19 protein-coding genes, 2 tRNA genes and 1 pseudogene are annotated in these 15,106 nt (G+C 67.5%); 2 read left to right on the top strand and 20 right to left on the bottom strand.

Annotation, left to right across the window (positions count from 1 at the left end):
* Nucleotides 1-49: 49 nt before the first annotated feature.
* The 5 genes from idsA3 to mvk form a co-directional block, all read right to left on the bottom strand.
* Nucleotides 50-1,084: a geranylfarnesyl diphosphate synthase gene (gene idsA3, locus ACQUQR_RS01265; RefSeq protein WP_435194108.1), complete on the bottom strand. Its 1,035-nt coding sequence runs from the start codon at nt 1,082-1,084 to the stop codon at nt 50-52.
* The gene (locus ACQUQR_RS01260; RefSeq protein ID WP_435194106.1) at nt 1,081-2,433 is read right to left on the bottom strand and encodes an RNase J family beta-CASP ribonuclease; all 1,353 of its coding nucleotides are present in this window, start codon (nt 2,431-2,433) and stop codon (nt 1,081-1,083) included. The genes idsA3 and ACQUQR_RS01260 overlap by 4 nt, the downstream gene beginning before the upstream one ends.
* A 288-nt stretch (nt 2,434-2,721) precedes the next feature.
* The gene (locus tag ACQUQR_RS01255; protein WP_435194105.1) at nt 2,722-3,138 is read right to left on the bottom strand and encodes a universal stress protein; all 417 of its coding nucleotides are present in this window, start codon (nt 3,136-3,138) and stop codon (nt 2,722-2,724) included.
* Nucleotides 3,139-3,306: 168 nt separating this feature from the next.
* On the bottom strand, nt 3,307-4,035 hold the full coding sequence (locus ACQUQR_RS01250) for an isopentenyl phosphate kinase (protein WP_435194104.1): 729 nt from the start codon (nt 4,033-4,035) through the stop codon (nt 3,307-3,309).
* Nucleotides 4,032-5,009, bottom strand: a complete 978-nt coding sequence (gene mvk / locus ACQUQR_RS01245) for a mevalonate kinase (RefSeq protein ID WP_435194102.1) — start codon at nt 5,007-5,009, stop codon at nt 4,032-4,034. Before mvk ends, ACQUQR_RS01250 begins: the two co-directional genes overlap by 4 nt.
* Nucleotides 5,010-5,097: 88 nt before the next feature.
* Here mvk and ACQUQR_RS01240 point away from each other — a divergent pair, with 88 nt between their 5' ends.
* Nucleotides 5,098-5,880 carry a VOC family protein gene (locus tag ACQUQR_RS01240; protein WP_435194100.1) on the top strand — a complete coding sequence of 261 codons (783 nt, stop codon included), beginning with the start codon at nt 5,098-5,100 and terminating at the stop codon, nt 5,878-5,880.
* A gap of 40 nt (nt 5,881-5,920) precedes the next feature.
* Here the strand turns inward: ACQUQR_RS01240 and rpsB are convergent, their stop codons facing one another.
* The 13 genes from rpsB to ACQUQR_RS01175 all read right to left on the bottom strand — a co-directional run bounded on the left by rpsB (nt 5,921) and on the right by ACQUQR_RS01175 (nt 11,959).
* Nucleotides 5,921-6,688, bottom strand: coding sequence for a 30S ribosomal protein S2 (rpsB, locus tag ACQUQR_RS01235; RefSeq protein WP_435194099.1), 768 nt, complete (start codon nt 6,686-6,688; stop codon nt 5,921-5,923).
* Nucleotides 6,685-7,881, bottom strand: a complete 1,197-nt coding sequence (gene eno / locus ACQUQR_RS01230) for a phosphopyruvate hydratase (protein WP_435194097.1) — start codon at nt 7,879-7,881, stop codon at nt 6,685-6,687. The genes rpsB and eno overlap by 4 nt, the downstream gene beginning before the upstream one ends.
* Nucleotides 7,878-8,048 carry a DNA-directed RNA polymerase subunit K gene (locus ACQUQR_RS01225; protein WP_435194095.1) on the bottom strand — a complete coding sequence of 57 codons (171 nt, stop codon included), beginning with the start codon at nt 8,046-8,048 and terminating at the stop codon, nt 7,878-7,880. Before ACQUQR_RS01225 ends, eno begins: the two co-directional genes overlap by 4 nt.
* Complete coding sequence (locus ACQUQR_RS01220; protein ID WP_435194094.1) at nt 8,045-8,239, bottom strand: DNA-directed RNA polymerase subunit N; 195 nt, start codon at nt 8,237-8,239, stop codon at nt 8,045-8,047. Before ACQUQR_RS01220 ends, ACQUQR_RS01225 begins: the two co-directional genes overlap by 4 nt.
* 12 nt (nt 8,240-8,251) lie before the next feature.
* On the bottom strand, nt 8,252-8,650 hold the full coding sequence (locus ACQUQR_RS01215) for a 30S ribosomal protein S9 (RefSeq protein ID WP_435194092.1): 399 nt from the start codon (nt 8,648-8,650) through the stop codon (nt 8,252-8,254).
* Nucleotides 8,644-9,081 carry a 50S ribosomal protein L13 gene (locus ACQUQR_RS01210; RefSeq protein WP_435194090.1) on the bottom strand — a complete coding sequence of 146 codons (438 nt, stop codon included), beginning with the start codon at nt 9,079-9,081 and terminating at the stop codon, nt 8,644-8,646. Before ACQUQR_RS01210 ends, ACQUQR_RS01215 begins: the two co-directional genes overlap by 7 nt.
* Nucleotides 9,078-9,431: a 50S ribosomal protein L18e gene (locus tag ACQUQR_RS01205; protein WP_435194089.1), complete on the bottom strand. Its 354-nt coding sequence runs from the start codon at nt 9,429-9,431 to the stop codon at nt 9,078-9,080. Before ACQUQR_RS01205 ends, ACQUQR_RS01210 begins: the two co-directional genes overlap by 4 nt.
* Nucleotides 9,432-9,466: 35 nt before the next feature.
* Nucleotides 9,467-9,551: transfer RNA gene (locus tag ACQUQR_RS01200), tRNA-Leu, on the bottom strand.
* A gap of 147 nt (nt 9,552-9,698) precedes the next feature.
* A complete protein-coding gene (locus tag ACQUQR_RS01195) occupies nt 9,699-10,445 on the bottom strand; it encodes a DNA-directed RNA polymerase subunit D (protein WP_435194087.1) in 747 nt (248 codons plus the stop codon).
* A 1-nt stretch (nt 10,446) separates the two neighbouring features.
* Nucleotides 10,447-10,830 (bottom strand): 30S ribosomal protein S11, encoded by a 384-nt coding sequence (locus ACQUQR_RS01190; protein ID WP_435194086.1) that lies wholly within the window; start codon nt 10,828-10,830, stop codon nt 10,447-10,449.
* Complete coding sequence (locus ACQUQR_RS01185; protein WP_435194084.1) at nt 10,827-11,357, bottom strand: 30S ribosomal protein S4; 531 nt, start codon at nt 11,355-11,357, stop codon at nt 10,827-10,829. Before ACQUQR_RS01185 ends, ACQUQR_RS01190 begins: the two co-directional genes overlap by 4 nt.
* Entirely contained in the window at nt 11,357-11,857 is a 501-nt protein-coding gene (locus tag ACQUQR_RS01180; protein WP_435194082.1) for a 30S ribosomal protein S13, read from the bottom strand. Before ACQUQR_RS01180 ends, ACQUQR_RS01185 begins: the two co-directional genes overlap by 1 nt.
* A gap of 19 nt (nt 11,858-11,876) precedes the next feature.
* Nucleotides 11,877-11,959: transfer RNA gene (locus ACQUQR_RS01175), tRNA-Ser, on the bottom strand.
* A 349-nt stretch (nt 11,960-12,308) separates the two neighbouring features.
* Between ACQUQR_RS01175 and ACQUQR_RS01170 the strand changes: the two genes are divergently transcribed.
* Nucleotides 12,309-13,820 (top strand): amidase, encoded by a 1,512-nt coding sequence (locus tag ACQUQR_RS01170; RefSeq protein ID WP_435194081.1) that lies wholly within the window; start codon nt 12,309-12,311, stop codon nt 13,818-13,820.
* Between the two features lies 1 nt (nt 13,821).
* Here the strand turns inward: ACQUQR_RS01170 and ACQUQR_RS01165 are convergent.
* Nucleotides 13,822-14,109, bottom strand: a pseudogene (locus tag ACQUQR_RS01165) (hypothetical protein); the annotation flags it as partial.
* Nucleotides 14,025-15,068, bottom strand: coding sequence for an Mrp/NBP35 family ATP-binding protein (locus ACQUQR_RS01160; protein WP_435194079.1), 1,044 nt, complete (start codon nt 15,066-15,068; stop codon nt 14,025-14,027). The pseudogene ACQUQR_RS01165 and the gene ACQUQR_RS01160, both read right to left, overlap by 85 nt.
* Nucleotides 15,069-15,106 lie beyond the last annotated feature (38 nt).

Here is a 15,106-nt window from a genome sequence, read left to right as displayed (position 1 = left end):
CACTGCCGCGGGTGCGTCTCCGCCGAACGCGTCGCGCGCGGAACCGACTTCAGTACTCCCGCTCGATGAGGAAGTCCGCGATATCGTCGAGCCGGTCGCGGGCCTCGCTCTCGGGGAGACACTCCAGTCGCTGTTTCCCGGAGGCGACGAGGTCGTCGGCCATCTCGCGGGCGTACTCGATGCTGCCCGCGTCTTCGAGGGTGGCGACCGCCTCGTCGATGTCGGCCTCGGAGACCTCGTCGTGGGAGTCGGGGACGAGGTCGTCCACGTCCACGCCCGCGTCGCGCGCGTGGAGCGTGATAACCGTCCGCTTCCCCTCGATGAGGTCCGAGCCGCGCTGTTTCCCGAGCTTCTCGGAGGGCGTCGTCAGATCGAGGAGGTCGTCCTGGATCTGGAACGCTCGGCCGATGTCGAGCCCGTAGCCGTGGAGCGCCTCGACGACCTCGTCGTCCGCACCGACGAGGATGGCGGGGATGGCCGCGGCCGCCGCGTACAGCACAGCGGTCTTGAGTTCGACCATCTCCAGATACTCGTCGGTGACCACGTCGCCGCGGCCCTCGAACTCCACGTCGAGCGCCTGCCCCTCGCAGATCTCGGTGCAGGTCGTCGCGAGTTCGTCGAGCGCGCGCACCGCGCGGTCTGCGGGTGCGTCCGTCTCGATCATGTACTCGAACGCCTTCGAGTAGAGCGTGTCACCCGCGAGGATGGCGGTCTCGAGGTCGTACTCCTTGTGGACGGCCGGGACCCCCCGTCGCAAATCGTCGTCGTCCATGATGTCGTCGTGGATCAGCGTGAACGACTGGATGACCTCGATGGCGACGGCGGCGCTCATCACGTCGATGCGCTCCCCCTCGATGTCGGGGAACGCCCGGTAGTCCTCCGAGAGCGGGTCGGTGCCCGTCACCGCCTCAGCGGCGAGCAAAAGCACCGTCGGGCGCAGCCGCTTGCCGCCGGCATCGAGCAGGTACCGGGAGGCCTCGTACAGACGCTCGGGCTTGCGCACGGGGAGCTGGTCGCGGATGGCCGCGTTCACCAGTTCCCGGCGGTCCGTTAGCGCCGAGTCGACACGCTCGTGGAGGCTCATTCCACCAGCGTGATGACGTTCCCGTTGGACGTGACGTGGATGTCACGACCCAGCTCGTAGCCCTCGTTCTCCGCGAGCGCGACGTACGGCGCGAACCCCTTCATGTCCTGGTGAGCCGGGATGATGTGCTTGGGCTGGAGCGCCTGCAGCATCGTGTAGTGGCCCTCCTGGTTCAGGTGGCCCGAGACGTGGATGTCGTCGTAGATGCGGGCGCCCTGCATACCGAGCAGCTTCTCGGCCTGGTAGCGCTGGCCCTCGTTCGTCGGCTCCGGGATGACGCGCGCGGAGAAGACGACCTTGTCACCCTTATCGAGTTCGTAGGGCGTCTCGCCGCGGGCCATCCGCGTGAGCATCGCACGGGGCTCACCCTGGTGGCCGGTGACGATGGGGAGGAAGTTCTCCTTCCCCTCGTTCATGATCCGCTTGAAGGTGCGGTCGACGCTCTTGCGGTGGCCGTACATCCCGAGGTCGTCCGGGAAGTCGACGAAGCCGAGGCGCTCTGCGGTGCCGGAGTACTTCTCCATCGAGCGACCCAGAAGGACGGGCTGGCGCCCGATGTCGTCCGCGAACTCGACGAGCGATTTCACGCGGGCGATGTGGCTCGAGAACGTGGTCGCGACGATGCCGCCGTCGTAGTCCTGCATCGAATAGAGAACGTCCTTGAGGTGACGGCGCGCGACGGACTCGGAGGGCGTGCGGCCCTTCTTGCCGGCGTTCGTGCAGTCCTCGATGTAACAGAGGACACCCTCACCCTCGCGTCCGATCTCGCGGAAGCGCTTCATGTCGATGGGGTCGCCGAGCACCGGCGTGTGGTCCATCCGCTTGTCGAGGCCGTAGACGACCGCGCCCTCCGGCGTGTGGAGGACGGGGTTGATGGCGTCGATGATGGAGTGGGTGACGTTGACGAACTCGAGTTCGACCTGTCCGGAGTCGCCGATGGACATGGTCTCACCCGCGCTCATCTTGACGAGGTCGTTTTTGACCCCGAACTTCTCCTCACCCTCGATCTGCTGTTTGACGAGCTCGATGGTGAACGGCGTCGCGACGACGGGGGCGTCGTAGCGGTGGGCGAGCTTCGAGATGGCACCGATGTGGTCGAGGTGCCCGTGCGTGGGCACGATGGCCTGCACGTCGCCCTCGATCTCGGACATGACCCGGTCGTCCGGGATGGCGCCCATGTCGATGAGATCGAGGCTGTGCATCCGTTCCGTCTCGACGTTGTCGTGAATGAGGACCTTCGACAGGTTCAGGCCCATGTCGAAGATAACGACGTCGTCGCCCGCGCGGACGGCAGTCATCTGCCGACCGACTTCCTCGTAGCCGCCGATAGTGGCAATTTCGATTTCCATGGTTGTGACAGCCGAGTAGCAAGTCGCCCCCACGGGTGAGTGCACACAGGGGACCGGCGAAAGGTCCGTCGACTGGGAACCACCGACTGGTGGTCGTCAGCCGTCGGAACCGCACAGGCCCACGGCGAGCCCGAACGGCCGTCTCCGGCCGACATCGCCGGTCGCCCGCACCTCGTCCCAGGGGCGACCGTATGCTCGGTTACCTGCCGTTTCGAGGTCCACCGTTAAAAATCGCGTGGGTTACGTATCGGGCTGTGAACACGACCCACGATACCTGCGCCGCGGTGGTCACCGGACGATCATCAGCTCGCGGTCGCAGTCGCGCCGGACCCGGCGGGTGACGCTTCCGAGGTGGTGGCGGTGGGTCTCACCCTGATACCCCATGACGATGAGGTCGGCGTCCACCTCGTCCGCGAACGAGATGATCTCCGCCGCGGGCTCGCCGTGACAGCAGCAGCTCTTGATAGGGATGCCGCGCTCGTCGGCCCGCTGCTGGATATCGGAGAGGAGCGCCTGACACTGGTCTTCCACCTGGTCGACGAGGAGCTCCATCGTGGAGAGCGCGGGCTCGCCGGTCCGTGTCGTCTCGACGACCGCCAGCGCGTAGACGTCGGCGTCGTAGTCCTCGGCGATATCCAGCCCACGCTCTGCGGCCCGGGCCGCGTTCTGGCTCCCGTCCGTCGGAATGAGGATGCGACGATACATGTCCCATGTTAGCGACCAACAGGGATAAGCCGTCGGTGGCGAAAGGTTGCCACTTGGGGGATGAACAGGCACCACGGTAGCTCCGACGACGGCGTGGTACACACCCGCCTCGACCGTCGCCGGCGACTCGTCACATAGGGGGTGTGGCCCCCTTCTCCTACAAAAAGTTCAGTCGATACGGGTGCCCACGTCATCGCCCTCGAGGAACGCCCGCGTCGAAGCCACGTCGAAGACGAACGCCGGGGCGTCGAGCGCGAGCAGTTCGCGCACCTTCGCAGCCATTCCACCCGTCACGTCGGTCGCCTCGCTCCCGCCGAGGTATCGCGCGACCGCGTCGAACGAGTCGATCGTGGGGATGGCCTCGCCGTCGTCGTCCAGCACACCGGGAACGGCCGAGCAGAGCCCCACGCGGTCGGCGTCGATGGCCTCCGCGACGGCGACGACCAGCTCGTCCCCGGAGACGATGGTGACCCCCTCACCGCGGTGGGCGATGACGTCGCCGTGGAGCACGGGGACGAACCCCTCCGCGAGCATCGTCTCGACCTGCGCGGTCTGGAGGGAGAGCCCGCCTGCCACGCTTCTGGCACCGGCGGAGAGCGGGTGGACGGGCAGTGCTGGAACGTCCCGCTCGTGGAGCGCGTCGAGCACCGCGTCGTTGAGTCGCTTCATCGCGTCGTGGATGGCGCGCGCGCCGCGAGCGTCGTGGGTGCCCGCCTCCGTGGAGACGCCGTGGGCGCTCGCGTGCGGGTGCCCGAACGACCCGCCACCGTGGACGATGACCAGGTCGTCGTGTTCCGCGACGGCATCCGCGAGTGTCGCGAGGTTCCCGGTGTCGACGGTCTCCTCGGTGTCCTTCTCGGTGATAACGCTCCCACCGAGTTTGAGCACGTGGGTCATTCGACCCTGACGCCCTCCGTGTCGAGCTCCGCGCGGAACGCCTGCTCACACCCGGGGGTGTAGTCGAGCGCCGTGCGGGCGCCGTCGGACTCGTCGAGCGCGACGATACAGCCCCCGCCGCCGGCCCCGGTGAGCTTCGCGCCACGGGCGCCCGCGTCGCGGGCGGCCCACACCATCGTATCGAGCGAGCGCGAGGAGACGCCCAGCGCGGAGAGGAGGCCGTGGTTGAAGTTCATGAGCCGCCCCAGCTCGTCGAGGTCCCCCTTCGCGAGGATGCGCTCGCCGTGGCGGACGATGTCGCCGATGGCCTCGACGGTGTCCGCGGCGAAGCCGTACTGCTCGCGGATCTCACGGACCCCGGCGACGAGTTTCCCGGTGTCGCCCGCGCCACCGTCGTACCCCACGACGAAGGGGAGTTCCGGCGCCTCGATGCGCCGGCAGTCGTCGCCCTCGACGCGGACCGCCCCGCCCATCGCGGAGCAGAAGGTGTCCGCACGGGAGGCCTGCCCGTCCTGCACGTCGCGTTCGACCTGGTAGGCCCGGTCGGCCAGCTCTTCGGGGGGGAGTTCGACGCCGAGTTCGCGCGTCGCGGCGTCGATGCCGGCGACGACGACCGCGGCGGAGGAGCCGAGCCCGGCACCAAGCGGAATCTCCGACTCGATGGTAACGTTGAACCCCGCGTCGGGCGCGTCCGCGGCGTCACGCGCCTGTGCGACCGCCTCGTCGACGTACCCCGTCGCGGCTTCGACGAGCGACTGGGGGACGTTCACCTCGGTCCCCGCCGCCTCGCCGTAGGTGACGGTGAACCCGTCGAGCGTCAGGTCCTTCGAGTCGACTCGCAGGCGGGCGTCGTCGCGGGCCTCCACGGTCACGCGGGCCCGTCGGCCGATGGCACACGGGACGGCGGGCTCGCCGTAGACGACCGCGTGTTCCCCGAACAGGTACACCTTGCCGGGGGCGCTGGAAGTGGTCATACCCGACTCTCCGTCCGGGGGATAACAGGTGTTGCGACTCACGACCCCCGACCCACAGGGATTTGCCGGTGCCCGTCGGGAGGGGCGTATGGACCTCACCATCGACCACGCCGTCTTCGGCTGGAGCGACCACCGCGCCATCACCGACCTCACCCGCGAGGTGGGGCTGGACCCGACCTACGGCGGCGAACACGCCGACGGCGCGACGGAGATGTCCGTCGTCCCGTTCCCCGACGGCTCGTATCTGGAGTTCATCGCCCCGACGGGGGAGGGTACGCCGGGCTACTGGCCCGAAGCACTCCAGAACGACGCCGGCCCCTGCGCGTGGGCCGTCCGGAGCGACGACCTCGTCGACGACCTGACCGACGCGCTACACGCGGGCTTCCCCGTAGAGGGCCCACACGACGGCGGGCGCCAGCGCCCGGACGGCACCCTCGTCGAGTGGTCACAGGGGTTCGTCGGCGAGCCACCCATCCCGTTCGCCATCCAGGACCGCACACCCCGACAGTATCGGGTGCCGTCCACGGAGCGCTCGCTCGTCGCGAGCGTCGGGACGGTGGTGCTGGGCGTCGCCGACGTCGAGGCCGCGACCGAGCGGTTCCGGCGGCTCGTCTCGCTGCCGACTCCCCGAATAGAAGAGACCCCGCTCGGCGAGGTGTCGTGGTTCCCCGGCCAGCCGTTCGCGCTCGTCGAGGCCCCGGACCGGGTCGTGACGTTCGGCCCGATGCCGGTCGCCCACCTCCTGCGCGTCCGGGACTTCGGCACGGCACAGGCGCAGTTCGCACTCACGGCCGAGGAGACGTGGTTCGGGAACTCGGTCGCCTGGTTCGACGCCGACCCCTTCGAGAAACGGCTGGGCGTGGTTGGCTGAGATATATCTAGAGAACCGAGGGGAAAACGCGAGAAACGAGCTACAGGCTGGTCTCGAAGTCTTCCAGCGCGTACGCGGGCTCCGCGCCGCGGTTGTCCAGCGTCTCGTTGGCCAGGAGCCAGTAGACGACGGACAGCGCCTTGCGCCCCTTGTTGTTCGTCGGGACGACGAGGTCCACGTTGGACGTGGTGTTGTTGGAGTCACACATCGCGATGACGGGGATGCCGACCGTGATGGCCTCCTTCACCGCCTGCGCGTCACCGATGGGGTCGGTGACGACCACGACGTCCGGCTCGATGTAGCCGTCGTAGTCGGGGTTCGTCAGCGTCCCGGGGATGAAGCGGCCGGTGCGGGCACGCGCGCCCACGGCGTCGGCGAACTTCTCGGCGGGGAACCGACCGTACTGGCGGCTCGACGCGACGAGGATCTGTTCGGGGTTGTAGTTCGCGAGGAAGCGGGCGGCCGTGCGGATGCGGTCGTCAGTCTGACTGACGTCCAGCACGTACAGCCCGTCCGTGCGGACCCGATGGATGAACCGCTCCATCGACTTCGTCTTCTGCTGGGTACCGATGTGGACACCAGCAGCGAGGTAGTCCTCGACCGGGATGAGGAGGTCAGCCTCGTCGTCGGGCATGACGTCCTCATCGAGCACGGGAGTCTCCTCCTGGGGTTCGGCCTCGGCCTCCGGGGCCTCGGCGTCCGATACGTCGTCGGTGGTCTCGTCGGCGGGGACGGCCTCCGCAGCCGTCTCGTCGACAGCCTCGGACTCCGTGGCCTCCGCTTCGAGACCTTCTTCGTTATCGCTCATGCGTTTGCCTCGATTCGAATGAGTTCGTTGAGTTTGGCAGTTCGCTCACCGCCGACCGCGCCCGTCTTGATGAACGGGGCGTCCGTAGCGACGGCGAGGTGTGCGATCGTCGTGTCCTCCGTCTCACCGCTCCGGTGGGAGACGACCGGCTCGTACCCGTTCTTGTACGCCAACTCGATGGCGTCGAACGCGTCCGAGAGGGTGCCGATCTGGTTCGGCTTGATGAGGATGCTGTTCGCGGCACCGACGGCGATGCCCTCCGAGAGCCGCGCCGTGTTCGTGACGAACAGGTCGTCACCGCACACGAGCGTGCGCTCGCCGACCTGTTCCGTGAGGTCGGCGAAGCCCTCGTAGTCGTTCTCCTCTAAGGGGTCCTCCACGTAGACGAGGTCGTACTCGGCGACGAGGTCGGCGATGTAGTCCACCTGTTCGTCGGGCGATTTCTCGCCGTCGGCGTACTGGTACGCGCCGTCCTCGTACAGCTCCGAGGCGGCCACGTCGAGCCCGAACGACACGTCGAAGCCGAGTTCGTCCGCGACCTGGTCGGTGGCCACCTCCATCAGCTCGAACGCCTCCGCGTCCGAGATGGAGGGTGCCCACGCCCCCTCGTCCCCCTTGCCGGCAGGGATGTCGCGCTCGTGGAGCAGTTCCTGGACCGCCCCGTGGACCTTCGCGTTCGCGAACACCGCGTCCGCGACGCTCGGGGCACCGACCGGGGCCGCGAGGAACTCCTGGATGTCCGTCGCGTCGGCGGCGTGTTCACCGCCACCGATGACGTTCCCGAGCGGGACCGGGAAGTCGTTCCCGCGGAACGCCCCACCGAGGTGCTGGTACAGCGGGAGGCCGGCCATATCCGCGCCGGCCTTCGCCGCCGCCATCGAGATGGCGACGGCGCTGTTCGCACCGATCTCGGAGAAGTCGTCCGTCCCGTCGGCGGCACGCAGTGTCCGGTCGACCGTCCGCTGGTCGCCGGCGTACACCTGCCCCTCCAGTCGAGGGATGGCGTGTTCCCGCGTGTTCGCGATGGACTCCTGCGGGGGGAGTTCGATCGCTTCGAACTCACCCGTCGACGCACCCGAGGGCGCGGCCGCGCGGCCGAAGCCGCCGGACTCCGTGTGGACGTCCGCCTCGACCGTGGGGTTGCCACGGGAGTCGAGGATGCGGCGCAGTCGGACCTCGGTGATGAGCGTCATGCTTTCCCCCGTCGGACGGTGAAGGGCAGGACGCCCGCGTCGTACTCCTCAGCTGCGATGAGGATGGGCTCGGTCTGCCCCGTCTCGATGAGGACCGGTGCCCCGTAGGACACCTGCAGCGCTCGGGCACCGATGATGCGAGCCTTCTCGTAGCGGTTCTCGCTCATTGGTAGGGTGCCACCACGTCGACGAGGTCCTGATGCGAGACGAGCATTCGGCGACAGCACGCCCGTTCGATACCTAGGTCGTCGAGCACCTCGGCAGGGTTCTCATCGTCCTCGCGCGTGCGAGCTTTGAACTCCTCCCAGTGTTCAGCGACCACTTTCCCGCACGTGAAACACCGGACCGGGACCATCATGCTTGAATCACCTCAGCGGTAGGACTTCTGATAGCGGGCGCGGGCACCGGGCCCACCCCACTTCTTGGATTCGGTCTGGCGCACGTCGTTGACCAGAAGCGAGCGGTCGAACGCCATGAAGGCGTCGCGGAGTTCAGCGTCATTGGTGTGCTGAACAAGGCCGCGCGCAATAGCCGTTCGGGCGGCGTCAGCCTGCCCGGCGTACCCGCCACCGGAGACGGTCAACTCGACATCGACGGACTCCCGAAGCTCGGGGTCGGCGATGCGGAACGGTTCGAGCATCTTGAGACGGGCCTGCTCGGGCTCGACGAGCTCGACGGGCTGGCTGTTCACGCGAACCTTGCCAGTCCCCTCGCGCACGGTGGCGCGAGCGATGGCCGTCTTCTTCTTGCCTGACGTGTTCGTTACCATGTGACGTTCGCCCCCAGTTTACTGGAGATCTCACCAAGCGTGGTGAATTTGATGTTCGAGAGTCGGTCGAGCGACGTGCCCTCGAGCACCTCGCCGTCCTCGTCGTACGGGTTGCCGACGTAGACGCGGACGCTCTCGAGCGCCTCGCGGCCACGCGGGGTCTTGTACGGCAGCATGCCACGGATGGCACGCTTGAAGATGCCGTCCGGGCGCTTCGGGTAGTACGGGCCCTGGTCGGAGCCGATGCGAAGGCGGTCGTTGTAGACCTCCATCGTGGACTCCTCGTTGCCGGTGATGACCGCCTGCTCGGCGTTCACCACGGCGACCTTCTTGCCGTCGAGCGCGTGCTCGGCGACGTTGGACGCGACGCGACCCATGATGCAGTCACGGGCGTCGACGACGATGTCGGCGTCGAACTCCGCGAAGCTCATCGGATCACCCGCACGTTGCTACCCTCGGGATTCTGTTCAAGTGCCTCTTCGAGTGTCAGCACGTTGCCCACAGCCTCGATCTTCGTCCGTGCCGTCGAGGAGAAGTCAACTGCGGCGACGGTGACGTCCTTGCGGAGCGCACCGGAGCCGAGCACTTTCCCAGGCACGATGACGGTTTCCTCCTCTCGTGCGTATCGCTCGATACGACCGAGATTGACCTCGGCGTGCGACCGACGCGGCTTCTCGAGCCGCTCGGCGACATCGCCCCAGACCGCGCCGCCATCGTTGCGGGCAGTCTGTTTGAGGTCGGCGATGAGACTGGTGAGCCTCGGATTCGTCTTGCTACTCATGGTTGTGACTCCGATTCTGGATTTCGAAGAATGGATGCAGGGAGCAGGATTTGAACCTGCGGACCTCTACAGGACAGCGCCCTGAACGCTGCGCCGTTGGCCAGACTTGGCTATCCCTGCGCGCATGTCGTGATACCACGCACCCACTTTTACCCGTTTCGGTGTGACCGGCCGACGGCACGGTGACGGAGCCACCGCTGTCGGAGGTCCACGGCGTGTCGCCGCGGAAACGAGCGTCGTTGGTGTGGATGCGTGTGATCATTCTTCTTACAGCTGAACTGCTGCTTCGAGTTCGTCCGCGCGGTCGTGGATGGTGTCGACGGCCGCGAGGAACAGCTCCTCGACGGACATCGAGCCGTCCGTCTCCACGTGGAAGACGAACGCGTTCGGCACGTCGTGGATCTCGATCTCCTTGCCGGGGTACCGGTTGGAGAGGTCGTTGTCGAACTCCTCGGTCTTGACGAGCTCGCCGTCCTCCTCGATGACGCCGCGGAGCACGTTCGGCTCCTCCTCGGCGTACTCCTCTTTGTCCCCGAGCACCTCGACCGTCTGGAGGTGCCGGTAGCCCACGGCGACGCCACCCTGGAACTTGGCGTGGGACTTGCCGGAGTCGAGCACCGCGTCGGCCTCGAACTCCAGTCGCTGCCCCTCCTTCAGGTCGATGATGGGGATGTTCTCGTCGGCGGGCTGGACCAGGTCGTCCGAGGAGACGATATCCCCGGAGTACGCGGTGTCCGGCCCCTGGACGTCGAGCGCGAGCGTGACGACGTCGTCCTCGTCGAACTCACCCGGCGGGGTCGTAAGCGGGACCAGCCCGAGGCGGAGGCCGATCTGCTCGTCGAACATCACCGACGAGTTCTCGATCATCCGAACCGTGTCGATCGAGAGCGTCGGGACGTCCGCGATCATGGCTCGGCGGATGCCGTTCGCGAACGCGGGCGTGACGCCCCGCACGACGAACAGCGCCTTGCGTTCATCGCGGTCGATGAACTCCACCTCGAATTCCTCGCTCATGTTAGAACCCGCTGTTCTTGGGTGCCCGCGTACCGTCGTGCGGGATGGGGGTTACGTCCTCGATGCGACCGATCTCCAGCCCGGCACGGGCCAGCGCGCGGATCGTCGCCTGCGCGCCGGGACCGGGGTTCTTCTGGAGGTTGCCACCGGGGCCGCGCACGCGGACGTGCAGGCCCTCGATGCCGGCGGCCTTGATCTCGTCCGCGACGGCCTCGGCCATCTGCATGGCGGCGTACGGCGACGCTTCGTCGCGGTTCTGCTTGACCACGGTCCCACCGGAGGACTTGACGATGGTCTCCGCCCCCGTCAGGTCCGTGACCGTGATGATGGTGTTGTTGAACGATGCGTGAACGTGGGCGATGCCCCACTTGCCTTCGTCACTCATTCTTGGGTACCCTCCGCGCGCTCGGGGTGCAGGTCATCCGCGAGCGGGCTGTTTTCGTCGAACGCGATGCGGTCCTCCTCGGCCACTGGCACCTTGTACGACGGCGTCGTGACGCGCGCGCCGTCGATGGTGATGTGACCGTGGCCGATGAACTGACGGGCCTGCTGGGGCGTGTTCGCGAGCCCCTTGCGGTAGGCGACCGTCTGGAAGCGCCGTTCGAGCACGTCCGTCACGTCGAGCGACAGGACGTCGTCGAGGCCGTCCTCGTCCGCGAGGATGCCGTAGCGCTTGAGCCGGGTGAGGAACTCCTCACCGGCGAGCTCGGCCTCCTCGGCGTCACCCTGGGCGTCACCGAGCAGGATGCGGGCCTCGCGGCGGTAGCCACGAAGCTCCGACTGGGCGCGCCAGAGCTCCTCCTTGTTCTTCAGGCCGTAGCGCCCGAGGAGGTCGGCCTCCTCGGAGATGCGCTCGCCCTGGAAGGGGTGGTTCGGCGTCTCGTAGAACTTGGTGTTGGATCCGAGCGGCATTATTCGTCAGCCTCCTGTTCTTCCTTGATCGCCTCGATGTTGACCCCGATGGTCCCCTCCGTCCGGCCGGTGGACTTGGTGCGCTGCCCGCGGACCTTCTGGCCGCGCTGGTGGCGAACGCCCTTGTACGAGTCGATCATCTTCATGCGGTTGATGTCACGACGACGCGTCATGTTGAGATCGTTGCCGGTCTCGTGCGTCGTCTCGCCGGTGTAGAAGGCACGCTGGTGGTTCGTGAGCCACTCCGGCACCTCGTCGGCGTACTGCTCGACGAGCTCGACGATGGAGTCGATCTCGTCTTCGTCGAGTTTGCCGAAGACCGCGCGGCGGTCGATCCCCGCCTTCTCGGCGATGATGCGGGCCGTTCGTCGGCCGATTCCGTTCATCTCCGTGAGCGACCGCTCGAGCGACTTCGTGCCGTCGAGGTCGGTCTGCCCGATGCGGACGAAGTAGCGAATGTCCTCGTCTTCGCCCTCGGGCTCGGGTTCTTCTGCACTCATGATTTGGATTGGGTGTTAGCGTCGTGGCGGGGATTCGAACCCCGGAGGCATTACGCCACTGAGTTAGCAACCCAGCGCCTTGGGCCACTTGGCTACCACGACATGCTGTCTGGGTGTATCTCCGCCCGCGGATGCGGACTCGGGACCCGGCGTCCCTACACGTATCGTACTCATAGCGACTCGCCTGCCATACTTAAAGACAACGTTCCGGCCCCGGTGTGCGAACGCGGGGCAGGACACGGCGTACCGGACCCCCGTCGTGCGGTTCCGCGCTTCCCGGCGGACCGACCCTGCGGCTGTCGCACGGTTTCGCGTTTATTTTCCAGCGCGTGCGAGCGGTCACGCGTGCGCGGGACAGGATAATACCTCGTTGACTGAAGCGCGCGAGGAGGTGAACCGGCTGGGCGATAGACTGAGGTGTCCCCTGTGAGAGAGCTACACCAGCCAGCCGATGTCAGATTCCACCTCCACTCCGGACCTCGTGGACGCGACCGTCGCCGAGCTCCACGCCGCGATGGACGCCGGCCACGTCACCGCCGAATCGCTCGTCGACCGCTATCTCGCCCGCATCGACGCCTACGATACGGCGCTCAACGCCGTACTCACGCTGAACGACGGCGCCCGCGAGCGCGCCCGCGAACTCGACGCGGCCTTCGAGGGAGATGGGTTCACCGGCCCCCTCCACGGGATACCCATCCTGCTCAAGGACAACCAGGACACCCACGACATGCCGACGACCGCGGGGGCGACGGCGCTCGCCGACTCCCGGCCACCGCGGGATGCGTTCGTCGTCCAACAGCTCCGAGAGGCCGGGGCCGTCGTCCTCGGGAAGACGAACCTCCAGGAGCTCTCCTTCGGCGTCGACTCCATCAGCTCCGCGGGCGGAGAGGTCCACAACCCCTACGACACGGACCACCGGCCCTCCGGCTCCAGCGGGGGGACGGCCGCGGCCATCGCCGCGAACCTCGCCACCGTCGGCACGGGCTCGGACACCTGCTCGTCCGTGCGCTCCCCGCCCGCGTTCAACGCCCTCGTCGGCGTCCGACCCACCCGGGGGCTCGTCAGCCGGACGGGGATCGCCCCACTGAGCGAGAGTCAGGACACCGCCGGCCCCATCGCCCGCACCGTGGAGGACGCCGCGCGGCTCCTCGACGTCATGGCGGGCTACGACCCGGCGGACCCCGTGAGTGCCCACGGCGTCGGGGAGGTTCCAGAGGAGGGATACGCCGGCGACCTCGACGCAGACGCGCTCGACGGCGCCCGTATCGGTATCGCCCGGCAGTTCTTCGGCCCGCAGAGCGACGCGGTCGAGGAGTCGGAGACCGAACCCGTCACCCGCGTCACCGACGCGGCCATCGCGGAGATGGAGGCCGCGGGCGCGACCGTCGTCGACCCCGTGGAGGTCGTGGACATCCCCACCCTCCAGAGCGCTCGCGTGCTGGGCTTCGAGTTCGAACGCGACTTCGACCGCTACCTCGAATCGCTCGGCGACGGAGCCCCGGTCTCCTCGCTCCGGGAGCTGTACGAGACGGGGACGATGGCCCCTGCCGTGCAGGAACGGTTCGAGGCCGCGCGGATTCTGGAGGGAGACCCCGACACCCTCGAAGAGAACACGGCCTACCTGCGACGGCTCCGCCGGCGCACCGAGCTCCGGACGACAGTGACCGCCTGCCTCGTGGAAAACGACCTCGACGCGCTGTTGTACCCCCCGTCGACGGTTCCGCCCGTGAAGATACCGAACCACCAGCCGTTCGAGGAGATGAACTGCGAGCTCGCGGCACACACCGGCCTTCCCTCCATCGTCGTCCCCGCAGGGTACACGGACGACGGGCTGCCGGTGGGCGTGGAGCTACTGGGACGACAGTTCGCGGAGCGACGGCTGTTCGACATCGCGTACAGCTACGAACAGACGGCCGGACATCGCGAACCCCCGGAAGGGTTCGGGCCGCTGGACGACGCGTGACTCAGTCGCGTTCGAGCGTCCCGCGCTCGCGGATGTTGAGGATGTTCCGGACGTTCAGGTAGATCTCCTCGGGGGAGGTCTCCTCCTCGGGGTCGTAGAGATCGGAGACGCGGTAGAGGATGGCGGCGATCTGCTCGGACTCGCCGGAGTCGCCTCTGACCTCCTCGGCGATCTCCCGGAGCAGTGCCCGCTTCTCGTCGTCGTTCATCGCTGTCGCTGGGTGCGGCGTCGGTGGACGATCCCCTGCATGTTCGCCGCGGTCTTCACGACATCGCGGAACGCCTCGCCCGTGGCGCTCTCCTCGTCGAGGACGACCGGGGCGCCGGTGTCACCGCCCTCGCGGACCTCGGGGTCGAGCGGGATGGAGCCGAGGAACGGGAGTTCGTTCTCGTCGGCGAAGCGCTCGCCGCCGCCCTCCCCGAAGATGGCGTGTTCGCCGCCGCAGTCGGGGCACTTGAACGTCGCCATGTTCTCGACGATTCCCAAGACAGGGGTATCGTGCTTCCCGAACATCCGCAGCCCCTTCCGGGCGTCGTCGAGCGCGACTTCCTGGGGCGTGGTGACGATGACGGCCCCCGAGAGCGGGACGGTCTGGAGGAGGGTCAGCTGGGTGTCGCCGGTCCCCGGTGGAAGGTCGACGATGAGGTAGTCGAGCGCGCCCCACTCCACGTCCTCGAACAGCTGGGTGATGAGCTTGTGGACCATCGGGCCGCGCCAGATGACGGGGTCGTCCTTCCCGACGAGGAAGTCCATGCTCATGAGTTTCATCCCGAACTTCTCGGGGGGGACGATGGTGTCGTCCTCCGTCGCCATCGGGTGGTCGTCGGCCTCGACCATCCGGGGGACGTTCGGCCCGTAGATGTCGGCGTCGAACAGCCCGACGCGGGCGCCGAGCTCCGAGAGCCCGGCCGCGAGGTTGACGGCGACCGTCGACTTGCCGACCCCACCCTTCCCGGACGCGACCGCGATGATGTTCTTCACGTTCGGGAGCACCTGCTCGCTGCTGGAGAGCCCGCGGTCGACGGACGCCGACAGCGAGATCTCCTTGCCCGTGTCGGCGAGTGCCTCCCGGACCGCCCCGGCGATGCTCGTCTCGTGGGGGGAGTACGGCGCCCCGAGTGCGAGGTCGACGCTGATGGCGTCGTCCGTCACCTCGACGTCGTTCACGAGGTTCAACGAGACGATGTCGTCACCGAGGTCCGGGTCCTCGACCGACCGGAGCCGGTCGAGCACGTCGTCTGCATCCATGGTCGTAACACGCCGGCACCCGTGGATAAGGGTTGTGA

Source organism: Natronomonas sp. EA1 (assembly GCF_051195035.1).
GTDB lineage: Archaea > Halobacteriota > Halobacteria > Halobacteriales > Haloarculaceae > JBNTJV01.
The sequence above is the reverse complement of the archived record's forward strand: the minus strand, read 5'-3'. Positions and strand labels throughout refer to the sequence as shown.

Coding starts and splice junctions, on each gene's coding strand:
- idsA3 (WP_435194108.1), bottom strand. CDS start 1,084: ATGAGCCTCCACGAGCGTGTCGACTCGGCGCTAACGGACCGCCGGGAA.
- ACQUQR_RS01260 (WP_435194106.1), bottom strand. CDS start 2,433: ATGGAAATCGAAATTGCCACTATCGGCGGCTACGAGGAAGTCGGTCGG.
- ACQUQR_RS01255 (WP_435194105.1), bottom strand. CDS start 3,138: ATGTATCGTCGCATCCTCATTCCGACGGACGGGAGCCAGAACGCGGCC.
- ACQUQR_RS01250 (WP_435194104.1), bottom strand. CDS start 4,035: ATGACCCACGTGCTCAAACTCGGTGGGAGCGTTATCACCGAGAAGGAC.
- mvk (WP_435194102.1), bottom strand. CDS start 5,009: ATGACCACTTCCAGCGCCCCCGGCAAGGTGTACCTGTTCGGGGAACAC.
- ACQUQR_RS01240 (WP_435194100.1), top strand. CDS start 5,098: ATGGACCTCACCATCGACCACGCCGTCTTCGGCTGGAGCGACCACCGC.
- rpsB (WP_435194099.1), bottom strand. CDS start 6,688: ATGAGCGATAACGAAGAAGGTCTCGAAGCGGAGGCCACGGAGTCCGAG.
- eno (WP_435194097.1), bottom strand. CDS start 7,881: ATGACGCTCATCACCGAGGTCCGACTGCGCCGCATCCTCGACTCCCGT.
- ACQUQR_RS01225 (WP_435194095.1), bottom strand. CDS start 8,048: ATGAGCGAGAACCGCTACGAGAAGGCTCGCATCATCGGTGCCCGAGCG.
- ACQUQR_RS01220 (WP_435194094.1), bottom strand. CDS start 8,239: ATGATGGTCCCGGTCCGGTGTTTCACGTGCGGGAAAGTGGTCGCTGAA.
- ACQUQR_RS01215 (WP_435194092.1), bottom strand. CDS start 8,650: ATGGTAACGAACACGTCAGGCAAGAAGAAGACGGCCATCGCTCGCGCC.
- ACQUQR_RS01210 (WP_435194090.1), bottom strand. CDS start 9,081: ATGAGCTTCGCGGAGTTCGACGCCGACATCGTCGTCGACGCCCGTGAC.
- ACQUQR_RS01205 (WP_435194089.1), bottom strand. CDS start 9,431: ATGAGTAGCAAGACGAATCCGAGGCTCACCAGTCTCATCGCCGACCTC.
- ACQUQR_RS01195 (WP_435194087.1), bottom strand. CDS start 10,445: ATGAGCGAGGAATTCGAGGTGGAGTTCATCGACCGCGATGAACGCAAG.
- ACQUQR_RS01190 (WP_435194086.1), bottom strand. CDS start 10,830: ATGAGTGACGAAGGCAAGTGGGGCATCGCCCACGTTCACGCATCGTTC.
- ACQUQR_RS01185 (WP_435194084.1), bottom strand. CDS start 11,357: ATGCCGCTCGGATCCAACACCAAGTTCTACGAGACGCCGAACCACCCC.
- ACQUQR_RS01180 (WP_435194082.1), bottom strand. CDS start 11,857: ATGAGTGCAGAAGAACCCGAGCCCGAGGGCGAAGACGAGGACATTCGC.
- ACQUQR_RS01170 (WP_435194081.1), top strand. CDS start 12,309: ATGTCAGATTCCACCTCCACTCCGGACCTCGTGGACGCGACCGTCGCC.
- ACQUQR_RS01160 (WP_435194079.1), bottom strand. CDS start 15,068: ATGGATGCAGACGACGTGCTCGACCGGCTCCGGTCGGTCGAGGACCCG.